Source organism: Cellulomonas shaoxiangyii, assembly GCF_004798685.1.
GTDB lineage: Bacteria > Actinomycetota > Actinomycetes > Actinomycetales > Cellulomonadaceae > Cellulomonas > Cellulomonas shaoxiangyii.
In genome coordinates this window covers 2,340,177-2,356,246 of sequence record NZ_CP039291.1, presented here as the reverse complement: position 1 = coordinate 2,356,246, position 16,070 = coordinate 2,340,177, and the positions used below count along the sequence as shown (strand labels likewise).

The window sequence follows — 16,070 nt, the reverse complement described above, 5'->3', positions numbered from 1 at the left end:
CTGCGCCTCCCGGAGGACCGATCGTCCTCAGCAGGCACGGCCCGGCACCTCGCCGGGAGGGCAGAAAGGAAGTGCCATGGCGGACACGGCTCGGGCGCGGAAGGTCGCGGAGCGCATCCAGCAGGTCGTCGCGCGCATGATCGACACGCGGGTCAAGGACCCGCGGCTCGGCTTCGTCACCATCACCGACGTGCGGGTGACCGGTGACCTCCAGCACGCCGACGTGTACTACACCGTCCTCGGCGACGAGGAGGCCCGCACCGGCAGCGCCCTGGCGCTCGAGAGCGCCAAGGGCCTCATCCGGTCGGAGGTCGGCAAGCAGACGGGGATCCGGCTCACGCCGACCCTCGCGTTCCACCTCGACGCGGTGCCGGAGACGGCGGCGCACCTCGAGGCGGCGCTCTCGGAGGCGGCACGCCGCGACGCCGAGGTGGCCGCGCTGGCCGCCCGGGCGCGCCCGGCGGGCGACGCGGACCCGTACCGCCGCCCCGGCGAGGACGACGACACCGACGCATGACCGACGCCACGGCCGCGCCGGCGTCCGACGGCCGGGGCGACCGGCAGCGGCGCGGACCGCGGGACGACGGCCGGCCGCGCCGGCCCACCGCGGACGACGGCGTGCTGGTCGTCGACAAGCCCGCCGGCTGGACGAGCCACGACGTCGTCGCGCGCGTCCGGCGGCTGGCGTCGACCCGCAAGGTCGGCCACGCCGGCACGCTCGACCCCATGGCGACGGGCGTGCTCGTCCTCGGCGTGGGCCGCGCGACGCGCCTGCTGACGTACGTGACCGGTGCCGACAAGGACTACACCGCGACCGTGCGCCTCGGCGTGCGGACCTCGACCGAGGACGCCGAGGGCGAGACGCTCGGCGTGGTCGACGCGTCGGCCGTCACCCCCGACGCCGTCGCGGCGGCCGCCGCGGCTCTCACGGGAGACCTCCTGCAGGTCCCGAGCGCCGTGTCGGCGATCAAGGTCGACGGTCAGCGGGCGTACGCCCGCGTCCGGGCCGGCGAGCACGTCGAGCTGGCGGCGCGGCCGGTCACGGTGCCGCGGTTCGACGTCCTCGCCGCGCGGACCGCGAGCGCGACGGGTGGCGACGGGGCCGACGTGACGGTCCTCGACGTCGACGTCGCCGTCACCTGCTCGTCGGGGACGTACGTGCGGGCGCTGGCCCGCGACCTCGGCGACGCGCTGGGCGTCGGCGGGCACCTCACCGCGCTGCGGCGCACGCGGGTCGGCGGCTACGGGCTCGCCGTCGCCCGGACGCTGGACGACCTGGCCGCCGCACCGGACGACGTCGCCGTCGACGTGCTCCCCATGGCCGCCGCCGCACGCGCCGCCTTCCCGGTGCGCGAGCTCACCGAGCGCGAGGCGCGCGCACTGTCCTACGGGCAGGGCGTCCCCGTCGGCGACGCCCCGGACGGCCCGGTCGCCGCGATCGCTCCCGATGGTGCGCTGGTGGCCGTGGTGTCCCGGCGCGGCGACCTGCTGCGCCCCGAGGTCGTGCTCGCCCCTGCGGGCTGAGCCCGGCCGGCACCGCGGGCCGGCCGCCGGTCGAATCCTTTCGGCCGTGCACTCCTTCGTGGCACTGCCTTCCGGTTCGTCCGGTTCGGGTCTAATCTCCGACGACGGAACAGCGCACACCCGCAGCGTCGTGGGAGCGCTCCTACGCTAGGGAGACGACGTGGTTTCTCGCAGCAGGACTCGCGCGGCCCGGACCGGTGCCGCACTGACGAGCGGTGTGGCCGCGGTGGCGCTGGCGGTGGTGGGTGCACTGCCCGCCGCCGGCGCGCTGATCGTGGACGGCAGCTTCGAGGACGGGCCGGGCGCGTGGGTCGCCTACGGCCACGAGGGGGAGATCGACACCGGCAGCGGTGCGCTCTGCGTGGACGTCCCCGCGGGCTCGGCGCAGTACGGCGTGGGGGTCGTGCTCAACGGCGTCGCGATCGAGGCGGGGTCGACCTACACGTTCGCGTACACCGCGACCGCGTCGACGGACGTGACGATCCGCGCCCTGATCGGCCAGAACGGCGCCCCGTACGGGACGGTGCTCGACACGAGCCCCGCGCTCACGAGCACGCCCACGCCCGTCGAGGAGGTCTTCACCGCGGCGGCGAGCTACCCGGCGGCGCCGACGGCCGACGAGCCCGAGGGTCAGATCGCGTTCCAGCTCGGCGGGGTGAGCGAGGAGGCGTGGACGTTCTGCCTCGACGACGTCTCGCTCAGCAGCGACTCCGAGCTGCTGCCGCACACGTCCTTCGCCGAGGGCCTCGGGCCGTGGAGCCTGTACGGCACCGGCGACCCGCGCTTCGCCGACGGCGAGATGTGCGTCGACCTGCCCGGGGGGCAGTCGAACCCCTGGGACGCGGGCCTGTCGTTCACGGGCCTGCCGATCGACGCCGACCAGAACTACGTGCTGTCGTTCACGGCCCGCACCACGCCGGCGACGCCCGTGCGGGTCATCGTCGGTGAGGGTGGCGGCGCGTTCCGCACCGCGTTCGAGCAGGCGTCCGCGCCGCTCGGCACCGAGGCGTCCACGCTCGAGTACGCCTTCACCTCCACCCTGACGTTCCCGCCCGACGGCGCGGCACCCGGCCAGGTGGCGTTCCACCTCGGCAAGTCGGGCGCGTACGAGTTCTGCATCTCGGACGTGTCGTTGACCACCTCCGCCACGCCGCCCCCGCCGTACGAGCCGGACACGGGCCCGCGGGTGCGCGTCAACCAGGTCGGCTACCTGCCGCAGGGGCCCAAGCGCGCGACCCTCGTGACCGACGCCACCGAGGCGGTGGCGTGGCAGCTGCTCGACGCGGCGGGCGACACCGTCGCCGAGGGCACGACGACGCCGGCGGGGCACGACGCGTCGGCGGACGCCGACGTGCACGTCGTCGACTTCTCCGACGTGGACGCCACCGGCGAGGGGTTCACCCTCGTGGCCGACGGCGAGACGAGCCGGCCGTTTGCGATCGCCGCGGACCTGTACGAGCAGCTGCGCTACGACGCGCTCAACTACTTCTACCTCGCGAGGTCGGGCACGCCGATCGAGGCCGACATCGTCGGTGAGGAGTACGCACGGGAGGCCGGCCACGTCGGCGTGCCGCCCAACCAGGGCGACACGGACGTGCCGTGCATCGGTCCGCGCGAGTACTACGACGGCTGGACGTGCGACTACACGCTCGACGTCACCGGCGGCTGGTACGACGCGGGCGACCACGGCAAGTACGTGGTCAACGGCGGCATCTCCGTCGCCCAGCTGCTCTCGACGTACGAGCGCACGCTGACCGCGCCGACCGCGCGGGCGGGCGCCCTCGACGACGGCACGCTCCGGCTGCCGGAGACGGGCAACTACGTCCCGGACGTCCTCGACGAGGCGCGCTGGGAGCTCGAGTGGATGCTGACGATGGTCGCGCCGGCGGGGGAGTACGCCGGCCTGGTGCACCACAAGATCCACGACGAGGGGTGGACGGGCCTGCCGCTCGCACCGGCGGACGACCCGCAGGTGCGCTCGCTGCACCGACCGTCGACGGCGGCGACGCTCAACCTCGCCGCCGCGGCGGCGCAGGGCGCCCGGCTGTTCCGGGAGTACGACGCCGCGTTCGCCGACGAGCTGCTCGCAGCGGCCCGCAGCGCGTACGACGCGGCACAGGCGCACCCGGACCTCTACGCGCCGGCCGCCGCGGGGTCCGACGGCGGTGGTCCCTACGACGACCGTGACGTCACCGACGAGTTCTACTGGGCGGCGGCGGAGCTGTTCACCACGACCGGTGAGGACCGGTACGCGGCGGACGTCACCGCGAGCCCGCACCACACGGGCGAGGTCTTCGGGCCCGGCGGCTTCAGCTGGGGCAGCACGGCGGCGCTCGGCCGGCTGACGCTCGCCACGGTGCCGACGGCCCTCGCCGACCGCGACGCCGTCCGGGCCTCGGTCGTCGCGGCGTCCGACGAGTACCTCGCGGCGCAGGCGGACCACGCGTTCGGATCGGTCTACTCGCCCACCGGCGGCGCGTACGACTGGGGCTCGAACTCCTCGGTCGCCAACATCCTCGTCGTCATGGCGACCGCCTACGACCTGACGGGCGACCGCCGCCACCTCGACGGCGTGCTCGAGGGGCTCGACTACCTGTTCGGCCGCAACGCCCTGAACCAGTCGTACGTCACGGGCTGGGGCACGGTCTACTCGCAGAACCAGCACTCGCGCTGGTTCGCCGCGCAGCTCGACCCCGCGCTGCCGCACCCGCCGCCGGGCTCCCTCGCCGGTGGTCCGAACTCCATGACGGGGACGTGGGACCCGACCATGCAGGCGGCGTTCACGGAGGGCTGCGCCCCGGCGCGGTGCTACCTCGACGACATCACGTCGTGGGCGTCCAACGAGATCACGATCAACTGGAACTCGGCCCTGTCGTGGGTGGCGTCGTTCGTCGCCGACCAGGGCGACGGCGCACCCGCGACCGTGGCCCCGGTGGTGACCGGGCAGCCGACGGGCGCCACCGTGGCGCTGGGTGCCACGGCGACCCTCACGGCCGCGGCGTCCGGCGTGCCGGCGCCCACCGTCCAGTGGCAGGTGCGGCGCGGCGACGCGGCGTGGGCGGACGTGCCCGGTGCGACGTCCGGCACGCTCGAGGTCACGGTGACCGCGGCCGAGGACGGTGCCCGCTACCGGGCGGTGTTCACGAACGCGGCCGGCACGGCGACGACGCAGGAGGCCACCGTCGCGGTGGTGCGCTCGGCGCCGGTCGTGACCCGGCAGCCGCAGGCCGTGAGCGCGCGCCTCGGGTCGTGGGCGACGTTCGACGCGGCGGCGTCCGGGTACCCGACGCCGACGGTGCGCTGGCAGTTCCGGTGGTTCTCGGGTCCGTGGCTGCCGGTGCCGGGCGCGTCCTCGGCGACGCTGCGCGTGCCCGTGACGCCGTTCGGGTACGGCACGCAGTACCGGGCGGTGTTCACGAACGGTGAGGGCACCGCGGCCACCCAGGCCGCACGGCTCACGGTCCGCCTCGGCCGCTGACCGCCTCCCGCCCGTCCCGGCCGGCCCTCGCGGTGCCGGCCGGGACGGGCGTCGGCGTGCCCGCGGCCGTCCGCCCGACCCGGGCGGTGCGCGTCCGGGCGCGGACAGGTGGCAGTCTTGTCCGTCGGGCGTGCCGACCGGCGCGCGGCGGACGTCGACCCGGGAGCGTGGGTGCAGGTCTGGACGGAGCTGGCGCAGGTGCCGGCCGACTGGGGCCGGTCGGTCGTCACGATCGGCAACTTCGACGGCGTGCACCGCGGCCACGTGGCGGTGCTCACGCGCATGGTGGCCGACGCGCGCACCGCGGGGGCGCACGCCGTCGCGGTGACGTTCACGCCGCACCCGCTGGCCGTGCACCGGCCCGACGACGCCCCGCCGCGGCTGCTCGGGGACGCCGACCGGCTGGAGCTGCTCGGCGGCACCGGCCTGGACGCGGTGCTGCTCGTGACGTACACGCTCGACTTCGCCCGCCAGTCGCCCGAGGAGTTCGTCCGGCGCTACCTCGTCGACGCGCTGCACGCGTCGACGGTCGTCGTGGGCCGGGACGTGCGCTTCGGGTGGCAGAACGCGGGCGACCTGGCGGCGATGCGCGCGCTCGGGGAGCGGTACGGGTTCGAGGTCGAGGTCATCGACGACGTGACGCCGTCCGTCGCGGCCGACCCGGGCAGCCCGGAGGACCGCGCCGCCGACGCGCTGCGGCGCCGCTGGTCGTCGACCTGGGTGCGCGAGCTGCTCGCCGAGGGCGACGTGGTCCAGGCCGCCCGCGTGCTGGGGCGTCCGCACCGGCTGCGCGGCACGGTCGTGCACGGCGACGCGCGTGGCCGCGAGCTCGGGTACCCGACGGCGAACCTGTCGGCGGACGCGTCCGGCATGGTGCCGGCCGACGGCGTGTACGCCGGGTGGCTGCGCCGCGTGCGCCGCGCCGACGGCACGCCGGTCGGGACCGACGACCCGGACCGCGTGCTGCCCGCCGCCGTGTCCGTCGGCACCAACCCCACGTTCGACGGCCGTACCCGGCGCGTGGAGGCGTACGTGCTCGACCGCACCGACCTGGACCTCTACGACGAGGAGGTCGTGCTCGACCTCGTCGAGCGCCTGCGTCCGACCGTGCGCTTCGGGACCGTGGAGGCGCTGCTCGCGCAGATGGCGACCGACGTGGAGGACGTGCGGGGCGTGCTGCACGGCTGACGCCCGGGGGAGTGGGCGACGAGCGCCGTCCGTGCCCGGGGTGGTGCGTGCGTCCGCCCTGGTAGAGTGGTCCACGCCGTACGACCGGCCGCGGAACGAGAGAGCCCGGGTGGACATGCCCCGGCGCACCGCGCAACGAGAACCTGAGGAGCACCGTGTCGCTCGACACTGCCACGAAGCAGTCCATCATGGCCGAGTACGCCACCCACGAGGGCGACACCGGCTCGCCCGAGGTCCAGGTCGCGGTCCTGACGCAGCGCATCAAGGACCTGACGGAGCACCTCAAGACCCACAAGCACGACCACCACAGCCGCCGCGGCCTGCTGCTGCTCGTCGGTCGTCGTCGTCGCCTGCTGGGCTACCTGCAGAAGATCGACATCAACCGCTACCGCAGCCTGATCGAGCGGCTCGGCCTGCGTCGCTGACCGACCCGCACCAGCCCGGACCGTCAGGTCCGGGCTGGTCCTGCATCGGGGGCGCCCACGGGCGGCCCCCGACGCGCAGGACCCGCACGACGCGGCACCGTCCGGAGCCGCGGTACCACCAGCACGGAACCCCGCGCCGACCCGCTCGTCCGGTCCTCGGTAGTGGCCCCCGGGACGCACCACGCGTGCGGGGGCCTCGATCGAAGACCGCCGGGGCCTGGCCGGCGCATTCGATGACAAAAGGAGGGCACCCGTGGAGGGTCCCGAGATCCAGTTCGCCGAGGCCACGATCGACAACGGTCGCTTCGGCACCCGCACCGTCCGCTTCGAGACGGGCCGCATCGCCAAGCAGGCCGCCGGCTCCGCCGTCGCCTACCTCGACGACGACACGATGCTCCTGTCGGCCACGACGGCCGGCAAGCACCCGCGCGAGGGCTTCGACTTCTTCCCGCTGACGGTCGACGTCGAGGAGCGGCAGTACGCCGCCGGCAAGATCCCCGGCTCGTTCTTCCGCCGCGAGGGCCGCCCCTCGACCGACGCGATCCTCGCCTGCCGCCTGATCGACCGCCCCCTGCGCCCCCTGTTCGTCAAGGGCCTGCGCAACGAGGTCCAGGTCGTCGTGACGGTCCTGTCGATCAACCCCGACGACGCCTACGACGTCCTCGCGATCAACGCCGCGTCGCTGTCGACGCAGCTGTCGGGCCTGCCGTTCTCCGGCCCGGTCGCCGCGACGCGCCTCGCGCTCGTCGACGGCCAGTGGATCGCGTTCCCGCGCTACTCCGAGCGCGAGCGCTCGACGTTCGACATCGTCGTCGCCGGTCGTGTCGTCGGTGACGACGTCGCGATCGCGATGATCGAGGCGGACGCCCCCGAGGGCGCCTGGAACCTCATCCACGGCGGCGGCGGCACCGCGCCGACCGAGGAGGTCGTGGCGCAGGGCCTCGAGGCCGCCAAGCCGTTCATCCGCGCGCTCGTGGAGGCGCAGCAGCAGCTCGCCGCCTCCGCGGCGAAGGAGACGCAGACGTTCCCGACGTTCCCGGAGTACCAGCCGGACGTCTACGCCGCCGTCGAGCAGGCCGCCACCGAGCGACTCTCGGCCGCGCTGCAGATCGCGGGCAAGCAGGAGCGCGAGAACCGCCTCGACGAGATCAAGGGCGAGGTCCAGTCGGAGCTCGCCGCGCAGTTCGAGGGACGCGACAAGGAGGTCGGCGCGGCCTACCGCTCGCTGCAGAAGGCGCTCATCCGCCAGCGCATCCTCACGGACGGCTTCCGCATCGACGGCCGCGGCCTGCGCGACATCCGCACGCTCTCGGCCGAGGTCGAGGTGCTCCCGCGGGCGCACGGCTCCGCGCTGTTCGAGCGCGGCGAGACGCAGATCCTCGGCGTCACGACGCTGAACATGCTCCGCATGGAGCAGCAGATCGACTCGCTGTCGCCCGAGACGCGCAAGCGGTACATGCACCACTACAACTTCCCGCCCTACTCGACCGGTGAGACGGGTCGCGTCGGGTCGCCCAAGCGTCGCGAGATCGGCCACGGCGCGCTCGCCGAGCGGGCCATCGTCCCGGTCCTGCCGGCACGCGAGGACTTCCCCTACGCGATCCGCCAGGTCTCCGAGGCGCTCGGCTCCAACGGCTCGACGTCGATGGGCTCGGTCTGCGCCGCGACCCTGTCGCTGCTGAACGCGGGTGTGCCGCTGCGCGCACCCGTCGCCGGCATCGCGATGGGCCTCGTGTCCGACACGGTGGACGGCGAGACGCGCTACGCGGCGCTGACCGACATCCTCGGTGCCGAGGACGCGTTCGGTGACATGGACTTCAAGGTCGCCGGCACGCGCGAGTTCGTCACGGCCATCCAGCTGGACACCAAGCTCGACGGCATCCCGGCGTCCGTCCTGGCCGGCGCGCTGACGCAGGCCAAGGAGGCGCGCCTCGCGATCCTCGACGTCATCGCCGAGGCGATCGACGTGCCCGACGAGATGAGCCCGTTCGCACCGCGCGTCATCACGGTGAAGGTGCCGGTCGACAAGATCGGCGAGGTCATCGGCCCGAAGGGCAAGATGATCAACCAGATCCAGGAGGAGACCGGCGCCGACATCTCCATCGAGGACGACGGCACGGTCTACATCGGCGCGACGGACGGCCCGTCCGCCGAGGCGGCACGCGCGGCGGTCAACGCCATCGCGAACCCGCACATGCCCGAGATCGGCGAGCGCTTCGTCGGGACGGTCGTCAAGACGACCACCTTCGGCGCGTTCATCTCGCTCTCGCCGGGCAAGGACGGCCTGCTCCACATCTCGCAGATCCGCAAGCTCGTCGGCGGCAAGCGCGTGGACAACGTCGAGGACGTCGTCAAGATCGGCCAGAAGGTCCAGGTCGAGATCGGCGAGATCGACCCGCGCGGCAAGCTGTCGCTGCACGCGGTCGTCGACGAGGCCGACGCCGCCCAGGGCGAGCAGGACGCGGCGGCCGAGCCCGCCGGCGCCGACGCCTGACGTGCCGCAGGACCTCCCGCTCGTCGCCCCGCACACGCCGGGCGCCGAGCTGGTCGTCGGGCAGGACGGGGCCGCCCGCGTGCGGCGCACCGTCCTGCCCGGCGGGGTCCGGGTGCTCACCGAGCACATGCCCGGCCTGCGCTCCGCCACCGTCGGGGCGTGGGTCGGCGTGGGCTCCCGGGACGAGACGTCGGGCCACTACGGCTCCACGCACTTCCTCGAGCACCTGCTGTTCAAGGGCACCACGCGCCGCAGCGCCATGGACATCGCCGAGGCGTTCGACGCCGTCGGCGGCGAGGCGAACGCGGCCACGGGCAAGGAGCACACCTGCTACTACGCCCGCGTGCTCGACGCCGACGTGCCCATGGCGGTCGACGTCATCGCCGACATGGTGACCTCCGCGCGGCTCGACGCCGGCGAGCTCGAGACCGAGCGTGGCGTGATCCTCGAAGAGCTCGCCATGAACGACGACGACCCGAGCGACGTCGCGCACGAGCAGTTCGCGACGGCCGTGTTCGGCGACACGCCGCTGGGCCGCCCGATCGGCGGCACGCCGCAGGCGATCCGCTCGGTCCCGCGGGACGCGGTCTGGGAGCACTACCGCGAGCACTACCGGCCCGAGACGCTCGTCGTCACGGCCGCCGGCGGCGTCGACCACGACGCGCTGTGCGCGCAGGTCGTCGACGCGCTGTCGGCGGGCGGCTGGCCGCTGGACCCCGGTACCGCCCCGGCGTCGCGGCGCACCGCGTCCGACGCCCACGCGCCCACCGCCCCGCGAGAGCTGACGGTGCGGCGCCAGACCGAGCAGGCGAACGTCATCGTCGGCGGGCTGTGCCTGACCGCCACCGACCCGCGGCGCTTCACGCTGTCCGTGCTCAACGCCGCGCTCGGCGGGGGCATGTCGTCCCGCCTCTTCCAGGAGATCCGCGAGAAGCGCGGCCTCGCGTACTCGACGTACTCGTTCGCGAGCGGCCACGCCGACACGGGCATGTTCGGCCTGTACGCGGGCTGCACGCCGGCCAAGGTCGACGAGGTCACCGCGCTGATGGTCGCCGAGCTCGAGCGCATGGCCGACGCCCCGATGGGCGCCGCCGAGCTCACCCGGTCGATCGGGCAGCTGTCCGGGGGACTCGTGCTCGGCATGGAGGACTCGGGCTCGCGCATGAGCAGGCTCGGCAAGGCCGAGCTGGTGCACGGTGAGCTGCTGAGCCTCGACGAGTCGCTCGAGCGCGTCCGTGCGGTCACGGCCGCGGAGGTGCAGGAGCTCGCGGCCGAGCTGGCCGCGGCGCCGCGCTCCGTGGTGCGCGTCGGCCCGTTCGGCGACTGACCGCCCGACGACGACCGCGTCCGACGGGCACCCGTCCGACGACGACCGGCAGGCGGCGCCCCGCACGGGGCGCCGCCTGCGGGCGGCTAGGGTGGCGTGCCGTGAGCGAACCGATCCGCGTGGCCGTGCTGGGTGCCGCCGGCCGCATGGGGTCCACCGTCGTGCGGACCGTCCAGGAGACCGAGGGCCTCGAGCTCGTCGCGCAGCTGGAGGCGGGGGGTGACCTCGCCGCCGTGGCGGCCGCGGGCGCCCAGGTGGCCGTCGACTTCACCGTCCCCGCCGTGACGGAGCAGAACGTGCGCACGCTCGTCGGCGCGGGTGTGCACTGCGTGGTCGGCACCACGGGGTGGACGGAGGAGTCGCTCGGGCGGGTGCGCGACTGCCTCGTGGACGCGCCCGGTGTCGGCGTGGCCGTGGTGCCGAACTTCGCGCTCGGCGCCGTGCTGGCGATGGCCTTCGCGCGGCAGGCCGCGCGCTGGTTCGAGTCGGCGGAGGTGGTCGAGCTCCACCACCCCGACAAGGTCGACGCGCCGTCCGGCACCGCCCGGCACACCGCCGAGGGCATCGCGCGGGCGCGCGCCGCCGCCGGGCTCGGGCCCGCCCCCGACGCCACCGCGCAGGCGCTCGACGGTGCGCGCGGTGCGGACGTGGACGGCGTCCGGGTGCACGCCGTCCGGCTGCGCGGCCTCGTCGCGCACGAGGAGGTCCTCTTCGGCAACGTCGGCGAGCAGCTGACGATCCGCCACGACTCGTTCGACCGGGCGAGCTTCATGCCCGGCGTCGTGCTCGCCGTGCGCCGCGTGGTGGACCGGCCGGGCCTCACGGTCGGGCTCGAGCCGTTCCTGGACCTGGGCGCATGAGCGACGCGCCGCGGCGGTCGCGTTCCGGGCTGTGGGCGGCGCTCGTCCTGACCGCGCTGCTGGCCGTCTACGTCGGTGTGGTCGCCGTCCGGGCGTTCCAGCTCATCGGGACCGGTGCCGCGGTGGGGGTGGCCCTCGGCGTCGCGCTGCTCGTCGCGCCGCTGCTGGTGGTCGTCCTGATCGGCCGTGAGCTGCTGCTCGCGGTGCGCGTGCAGCGGCTCGCCGACACGCTCGCCGCCGCGGGTCGCCTCCCCGTCGACGACCTGCCGCGCTCACCGGGTGGTCGGGTCGACCGTGCGGCAGCCCGCGCCGCGTTCGACGCCCACCGGGCGCGCGTGCAGGCCGCCCCGGGCGACTGGGAGGCCTGGTACCACCTCGGCTTCGCGTACGACGCGGCGGGCGACCGACGGCGGGCGCGCGCCGCGCTGCGGACGGCGGTGCGCCTGCACCGCGGCGGACCGGCGCCCAGCGACCTGCCCTGAGGCCGGCGACCTGGCCTGCGGCCCAGCGACCTGCACGGAGGGCTGCGCAGCCGCCCGGTGCCCGCGACGGCTCAGATCTCCGCGTACCAGCGGTGCTCGGAGACGACGTGCGCCTCCTCGTCCGGGCCCGGCCCCGTCCCGAGGCGGCGGGTCAGCCCGTCGGGCCCCAGCCCGGCGCCGGCGAGGAACCGCACGCGGGCGTCGTCGCCGTCCATGACCCACGTCTGGACCTGGTCGGCCCCGTCGGTGCGCAGCAGGTCGACCGCCGCGGCCAGCAGGCGTGAGCCGTGCCCCGCGCGCTGCGACGGCGGGTCGACCTCGAGCGCGAGCACCACGCCGGCGGGTGCCTCGCCGGGGCCCGGCGCGGGCACGGGTGCCACCGACGCGAACCCCACGACCGCCGGCCCGGCGCACGCCACGAGCACGCGGTAGCCCGGGCCCGGGGGAGCGGTGATGGCCTGCGCCCACTGCGCGACGAACGCGGTCTCGTCGAGCGCGTCGAGGACGGCGTCGCCGAGCACGTCGGCGTGCGCGGCCCGCCAGGCGCTCAGCTGGATGCGGGCGACGGTGCGCTCGTCCCCGGGGACGGCGGGACGGACGGAGACGTCGGCGGTGGGGGAGAGCAGCGACACCCGGCGAGACTAACCCGCGGGGGCGCGACCCCGACGGCGCGGTCCGGCGCCGTGCGCGCGGGTCAGGGCATGCCGAGCAGGCGCAGCCCCGCGGCCGTCGCGGCGGCGAGGACCACCACGACGACGAAGGGCGCACGCAGCGCCAGCGCGACGGCGGCGACGGCCAGCGCGGGGACGCGGGCGTCGAGCACGATCCGGCCCCCGTCGGTCGCGGTCTGCACCGCGACGAGCGCCGCGAGCAGCGCGACGGTGACGAGCGCCGCGGTCCGTGCGACGCGCGGCTCGGCGAGCCGGTGCCGCGGCAGCAGGTGCCCGGCGAGCTTGAGGGCGAAGCAGGCGGCGCTCGCCAGGAGCACCGCCAGCCACAGGGCCGTCACGTCGCTCCCCTCCCGTCGTCCCGCTCCTCCGGCGCGTCCTCGGGCCGGTCGGCGGCACCGCGCGGGACGCCCGCCGCCGGGAGCACCGGGCTCAGCACGCCGACGAGGATCGCCACCGCGGCCGCGAGGAGCACGGGCACCCCGGCCGGCACGAGCGGCGTCGCGGCGAGTGCGACGACGACCGCCGCCGCCGCGACGAGGCGCGCGGTCCGCCCCCCGGGGCCGCCCAGCCGCGGCCAGACGAGGGCGAGGAACGCGGCGGCGGCCGCGGCGTCGAGGCCGTACGCGCGCGGGTCGCCCATCCGGTCGCCCGCGACGGCACCGGCCAGCGTGCACAGGTTCCACAGGACGAAGACGCCGGCGCCCGTCCACCAGAAGCCCACGCGCGCGGCGGTGCGGTCCTGCTGCGCGGTGGCCACGGCGGTGGACTCGTCGATCGTGAGCTGCGCGGCGGGCAGCACCTGGGACGCGGGCAGGGAGAGCAACGGCGCGAGCTGGGCGCCGTACAGCGCGTTGCGTGCCCCGAGCAGCGCCGCGGAGGCGACCGCCGCGCCGACCGCGCCGCCCGCCCCCAGGACGCCGATGAGCGCGAACTGCGACCCGCCCGAGAACAGCAGGAGGCTGAGCGCCATGGTCTGGGCGACGTCGAGGCCCGAGGTGACCGACAGCGCGCCGAAGGACACCCCGTAGAGCCCCGTGGCCAGCGACACCGACACCGCCTGCCGGCGCACGGCGCGCAGCAGCTCCGGCGTGGTCACGGCGTCACTCTAGGCAGTCGGGGCGGACCGCCCGCCGCGCCCTACAGCGCGACGTAGACGGGCTCGAGGTACTCCTCCATGCCGGCGGCGCCGCCCTCGCGCCCGAGACCCGACTGCTTCACGCCCCCGAACGGTGCGCTCGCGTCCGACACCAGCCCGCGGTTGATGCCCACCATGCCCGCGTCGAGCTGCTCGGCCATGCGCATCGCACGCCCGACGTCGCGCGTGAAGGCGTACGCGACGAGGCCGAAGGGGGTGTCGTTCGCCAGGCGCACCGCCTCCTCCTCGTCGTCGAACGTCACGATCGGCGCGACCGGCCCGAAGATCTCCTCCGTCACGACGCGCAGCGCGGGGTCCACCGACGTCAGCACCGTGGGCGCGTAGAAGTAGCCCGGCCGGCGCACGGGCTCGCCGCCGGTGCGCAGCACCGCCCCGCCGTCCACCGCCTCGGTGACGACCTCCTCGACCCGGTCCACGGCGGCCTGCTCGATCAGCGGCCCCACGGTGGTGTCCGGCGCCGCGCCGTGCCCGACGACGAGCCGCTCGAACGCCTCCGTCAGCCGGTCCGCGAACTCGCGCGCGACGGACCCGTGCACGAGGAAGCGGTTGGCGGCCACGCACGTCTGCCCGGAGTTGCGCATCTTGGCCTGCACGGCGCCCTCGACGGCCGCGTCGAGGTCGGCGTCCTCGAAGACGACGAACGGCGCGTTCCCGCCGAGCTCCATCGACGTCCGCAGCACGCGCGGGGCGGCTGCCGCGAGCAGGGTGCGGCCCACCTCCGTGGAGCCGGTGAAGGAGAGCTTGCGCAGCCGCGGGTCGGCGAGCAGCGGCTCGGAGACCCGGCGCGCCGAGGACGTCGGCACGACGTTGACGACACCGGTCGGCAGGTCCCGCCCGTCGAGCTCGGTGCGGATCAGCTCGACGACGTACGCCGTGGTCAGGGGCGTGAGGCGCGCGGGCTTCACCACCGCGGTGCAGCCCGCGGCGAGCGCCGGCGCAACCTTGCGCGCGATCATCGCGATGGGGAAGTTCCACGGCGCGATGAGCAGAGCCGGACCGACGGCCCGGCGCAGGACGAGCTGGTGGTGCGTGCCCGCGGGCGCGCGCCGGGCGAGGCCCTCGGCGCGGACCGCCTCCTCGGCGTACCAGCGCACGTAGTCGGCCGCGTAGGCGACCTCGGCGCGCGACTCCGCGAGCGGCTTGCCGCCCTCGGCCGTCACGAGCGCGGCGATGTCCTCGCTGTGCGCCGTGATGACCTCGAACACCGCCCGCAGCAGCTCCGAGCGGACCCGTGGCGCGGTGGCGCGCCAGGCCGGGAACGCCTCGTGCGCCGCCGTCAGCGCGTCGAGCGCGTCCTGCTCGTCGCCGTCGGCGACGTCGAACAGGGTCTCGCCGGTCGCCGGGTCGGCCACCGGGAACGTGGCGCCGCCGCGCGCGGGCCGCCACTCGCCCCCGACCAGCATCCCCGTGGGCACGTGCGCGGCGACGGACGGCGGCAGCGGCGTGGTCATGGCGCCAGTCTGGGCGCGCCATGACGACCCGGCACGGCGAACGGCGCCCGCACCGGTCGCGTGCGGGCGGTAGCGTGTGCGCATGCCCACCGTCACGTCCGCGACGCACCCGTTCGGGTCCGTGCTGTCGGCCATGGTCACCCCCATGACCGACGACGGAGGGATCGACCTCCGGTCGACCGTGGCGCTGGCCAAGCACCTCGTCGCCCACGGGAACGACGGCCTCGTGCTCAACGCCACGACCGGCGAGGGCTCGACGACCCACGCGCCCGAGAAGGCCGAGATCGTCGCCGCGGTCGTGGAGGCCGTCGGCGACCGGGCCTACGTCGTGGCCGGTGCGGGGTCGAACGACACCGCGCACGCCGTGCGGATGGCCGAGCAGGCCGCCGAGGCGGGCGCCCACGGCCTGCTCGTCGTGACGCCGTACTACTCGCGACCGTCGCAGGAGGGCATCGCGCGGCACGTGGAGGCGGTGGCCGACGCCACGCCGCTGCCGGTGATGCTCTACGACGTGCCCGGCCGCACCGGTGTGCGCCTCGCACCGGGCACGATCGAGCGTCTCGCGGCGCACCCGCGCGTCGTGGCGATGAAGGACGCGACGGGCGACCCCGTCGCCGCGGCCTCCGCCATCCGGCGCACGGCCCTCGCCTGGTACAGCGGCGACGACGCCGCCGTGCTGGCCCTGCTCGCGCACGGCGCCGTCGGCATCGTCGGCGTCGTGACCCACGTGCTCGGCGAGCAGTACGCGGCGCTGTTCGACGCCTGGCGCCGCGGCGACACCGCCCGCGCCCTCGAGATCTTCCTCGCGGCCCAGCCCGCGATCACCGCCCTCAACGGCGCCGGCTTCCAGACCGTCGCCGCGAAGGCGGCCCTCGTGGAGACGGGGGTGCTGCGCAGCCGCGCCACCCGTCTCCCTCTCGTCCCGTACACCGACGACGAGGCCGCGCAGGTACGCGCCGGTCTGCAGGCCGCCGGCCTGCTGGACGTCGTCACGGCCTGACCGCGCCGCCTGAC

At 75.4% G+C, this 16,070-nt stretch carries 14 protein-coding genes; 10 read left to right on the top strand and 4 right to left on the bottom strand.

Translation table 11 applies throughout. The features are described 5' to 3' along the window. The first annotated feature begins 76 nt into the window (after positions 1–76). From rbfA to E5225_RS10615, 9 genes are all read left to right on the top strand, one after another. On the top strand, positions 77–517 hold the full coding sequence (gene rbfA / locus E5225_RS10655) for a 30S ribosome-binding factor RbfA (RefSeq protein WP_135972534.1): 441 nt from the start codon (positions 77–79) through the stop codon (positions 515–517). Continuing rightward, the gene (gene truB / locus E5225_RS10650) at positions 514–1,524 is read left to right on the top strand and encodes a tRNA pseudouridine(55) synthase TruB (RefSeq protein WP_135972533.1); all 1,011 of its coding nucleotides are present in this window, start codon (positions 514–516) and stop codon (positions 1,522–1,524) included. Before rbfA ends, truB begins: the two co-directional genes overlap by 4 nt. Positions 1,525–1,684: 160 nt before the next feature. Beyond that, positions 1,685–5,002 carry a glycoside hydrolase family 9 protein gene (locus tag E5225_RS10645; protein WP_135972532.1) on the top strand — a complete coding sequence of 1,106 codons (3,318 nt, stop codon included), beginning with the start codon at positions 1,685–1,687 and terminating at the stop codon, positions 5,000–5,002. Positions 5,003–5,173: 171 nt separating this feature from the next. Next, positions 5,174–6,190 (top strand): bifunctional riboflavin kinase/FAD synthetase, encoded by a 1,017-nt coding sequence (locus tag E5225_RS10640; RefSeq protein ID WP_135972543.1) that lies wholly within the window; start codon positions 5,174–5,176, stop codon positions 6,188–6,190. A gap of 155 nt (positions 6,191–6,345) precedes the next feature. Further along, a complete protein-coding gene (gene rpsO, locus E5225_RS10635; RefSeq protein ID WP_135972531.1) occupies positions 6,346–6,615 on the top strand; it encodes a 30S ribosomal protein S15 in 270 nt (89 codons plus the stop codon). A 253-nt stretch (positions 6,616–6,868) separates the two neighbouring features. Beyond that, positions 6,869–9,109: a polyribonucleotide nucleotidyltransferase gene (locus tag E5225_RS10630; RefSeq protein WP_135972530.1), complete on the top strand. Its 2,241-nt coding sequence runs from the start codon at positions 6,869–6,871 to the stop codon at positions 9,107–9,109. Between the two features lies 1 nt (position 9,110). Continuing rightward, on the top strand, positions 9,111–10,436 hold the full coding sequence (locus tag E5225_RS10625) for a M16 family metallopeptidase (RefSeq protein WP_135972529.1): 1,326 nt from the start codon (positions 9,111–9,113) through the stop codon (positions 10,434–10,436). 101 nt (positions 10,437–10,537) lie between these two features. Next, positions 10,538–11,296, top strand: a complete 759-nt coding sequence (dapB, locus tag E5225_RS10620) for a 4-hydroxy-tetrahydrodipicolinate reductase (protein ID WP_135972528.1) — start codon at positions 10,538–10,540, stop codon at positions 11,294–11,296. Then, positions 11,293–11,778, top strand: coding sequence for a hypothetical protein (locus E5225_RS10615; RefSeq protein ID WP_135972527.1), 486 nt, complete (start codon positions 11,293–11,295; stop codon positions 11,776–11,778). The genes dapB and E5225_RS10615 overlap by 4 nt, the downstream gene beginning before the upstream one ends. A gap of 71 nt (positions 11,779–11,849) precedes the next feature. On the opposite strand, the gene E5225_RS10610 is transcribed toward E5225_RS10615, so the two are convergent. From E5225_RS10610 to E5225_RS10595, 4 genes are all read right to left on the bottom strand, one after another. Beyond that, positions 11,850–12,410 carry a GNAT family N-acetyltransferase gene (locus E5225_RS10610; protein ID WP_135972526.1) on the bottom strand — a complete coding sequence of 187 codons (561 nt, stop codon included), beginning with the start codon at positions 12,408–12,410 and terminating at the stop codon, positions 11,850–11,852. Between the two features lie 62 nt (positions 12,411–12,472). Continuing rightward, positions 12,473–12,787: an AzlD domain-containing protein gene (locus E5225_RS10605; protein ID WP_135972525.1), complete on the bottom strand. Its 315-nt coding sequence runs from the start codon at positions 12,785–12,787 to the stop codon at positions 12,473–12,475. Continuing rightward, positions 12,784–13,545 (bottom strand): AzlC family ABC transporter permease, encoded by a 762-nt coding sequence (locus E5225_RS10600; protein ID WP_135972524.1) that lies wholly within the window; start codon positions 13,543–13,545, stop codon positions 12,784–12,786. The genes E5225_RS10605 and E5225_RS10600 overlap by 4 nt, the downstream gene beginning before the upstream one ends. Positions 13,546–13,586: 41 nt before the next feature. Beyond that, positions 13,587–15,056, bottom strand: coding sequence for an NAD-dependent succinate-semialdehyde dehydrogenase (locus E5225_RS10595; RefSeq protein WP_135972523.1), 1,470 nt, complete (start codon positions 15,054–15,056; stop codon positions 13,587–13,589). Positions 15,057–15,138: 82 nt separating this feature from the next. Between E5225_RS10595 and dapA the strand changes: the two genes are divergently transcribed. Continuing rightward, the gene (dapA, locus tag E5225_RS10590) at positions 15,139–16,056 is read left to right on the top strand and encodes a 4-hydroxy-tetrahydrodipicolinate synthase (protein ID WP_135972522.1); all 918 of its coding nucleotides are present in this window, start codon (positions 15,139–15,141) and stop codon (positions 16,054–16,056) included. Positions 16,057–16,070 lie beyond the last annotated feature (14 nt).

Coding starts and splice junctions, on each gene's coding strand:
- E5225_RS10615 (WP_135972527.1), top strand. CDS start 11,293: ATGAGCGACGCGCCGCGGCGGTCGCGTTCCGGGCTGTGGGCGGCGCTC.
- truB (WP_135972533.1), top strand. CDS start 514: ATGACCGACGCCACGGCCGCGCCGGCGTCCGACGGCCGGGGCGACCGG.
- rbfA (WP_135972534.1), top strand. CDS start 77: ATGGCGGACACGGCTCGGGCGCGGAAGGTCGCGGAGCGCATCCAGCAG.
- E5225_RS10595 (WP_135972523.1), bottom strand. CDS start 15,056: ATGACCACGCCGCTGCCGCCGTCCGTCGCCGCGCACGTGCCCACGGGG.
- dapA (WP_135972522.1), top strand. CDS start 15,139: ATGCCCACCGTCACGTCCGCGACGCACCCGTTCGGGTCCGTGCTGTCG.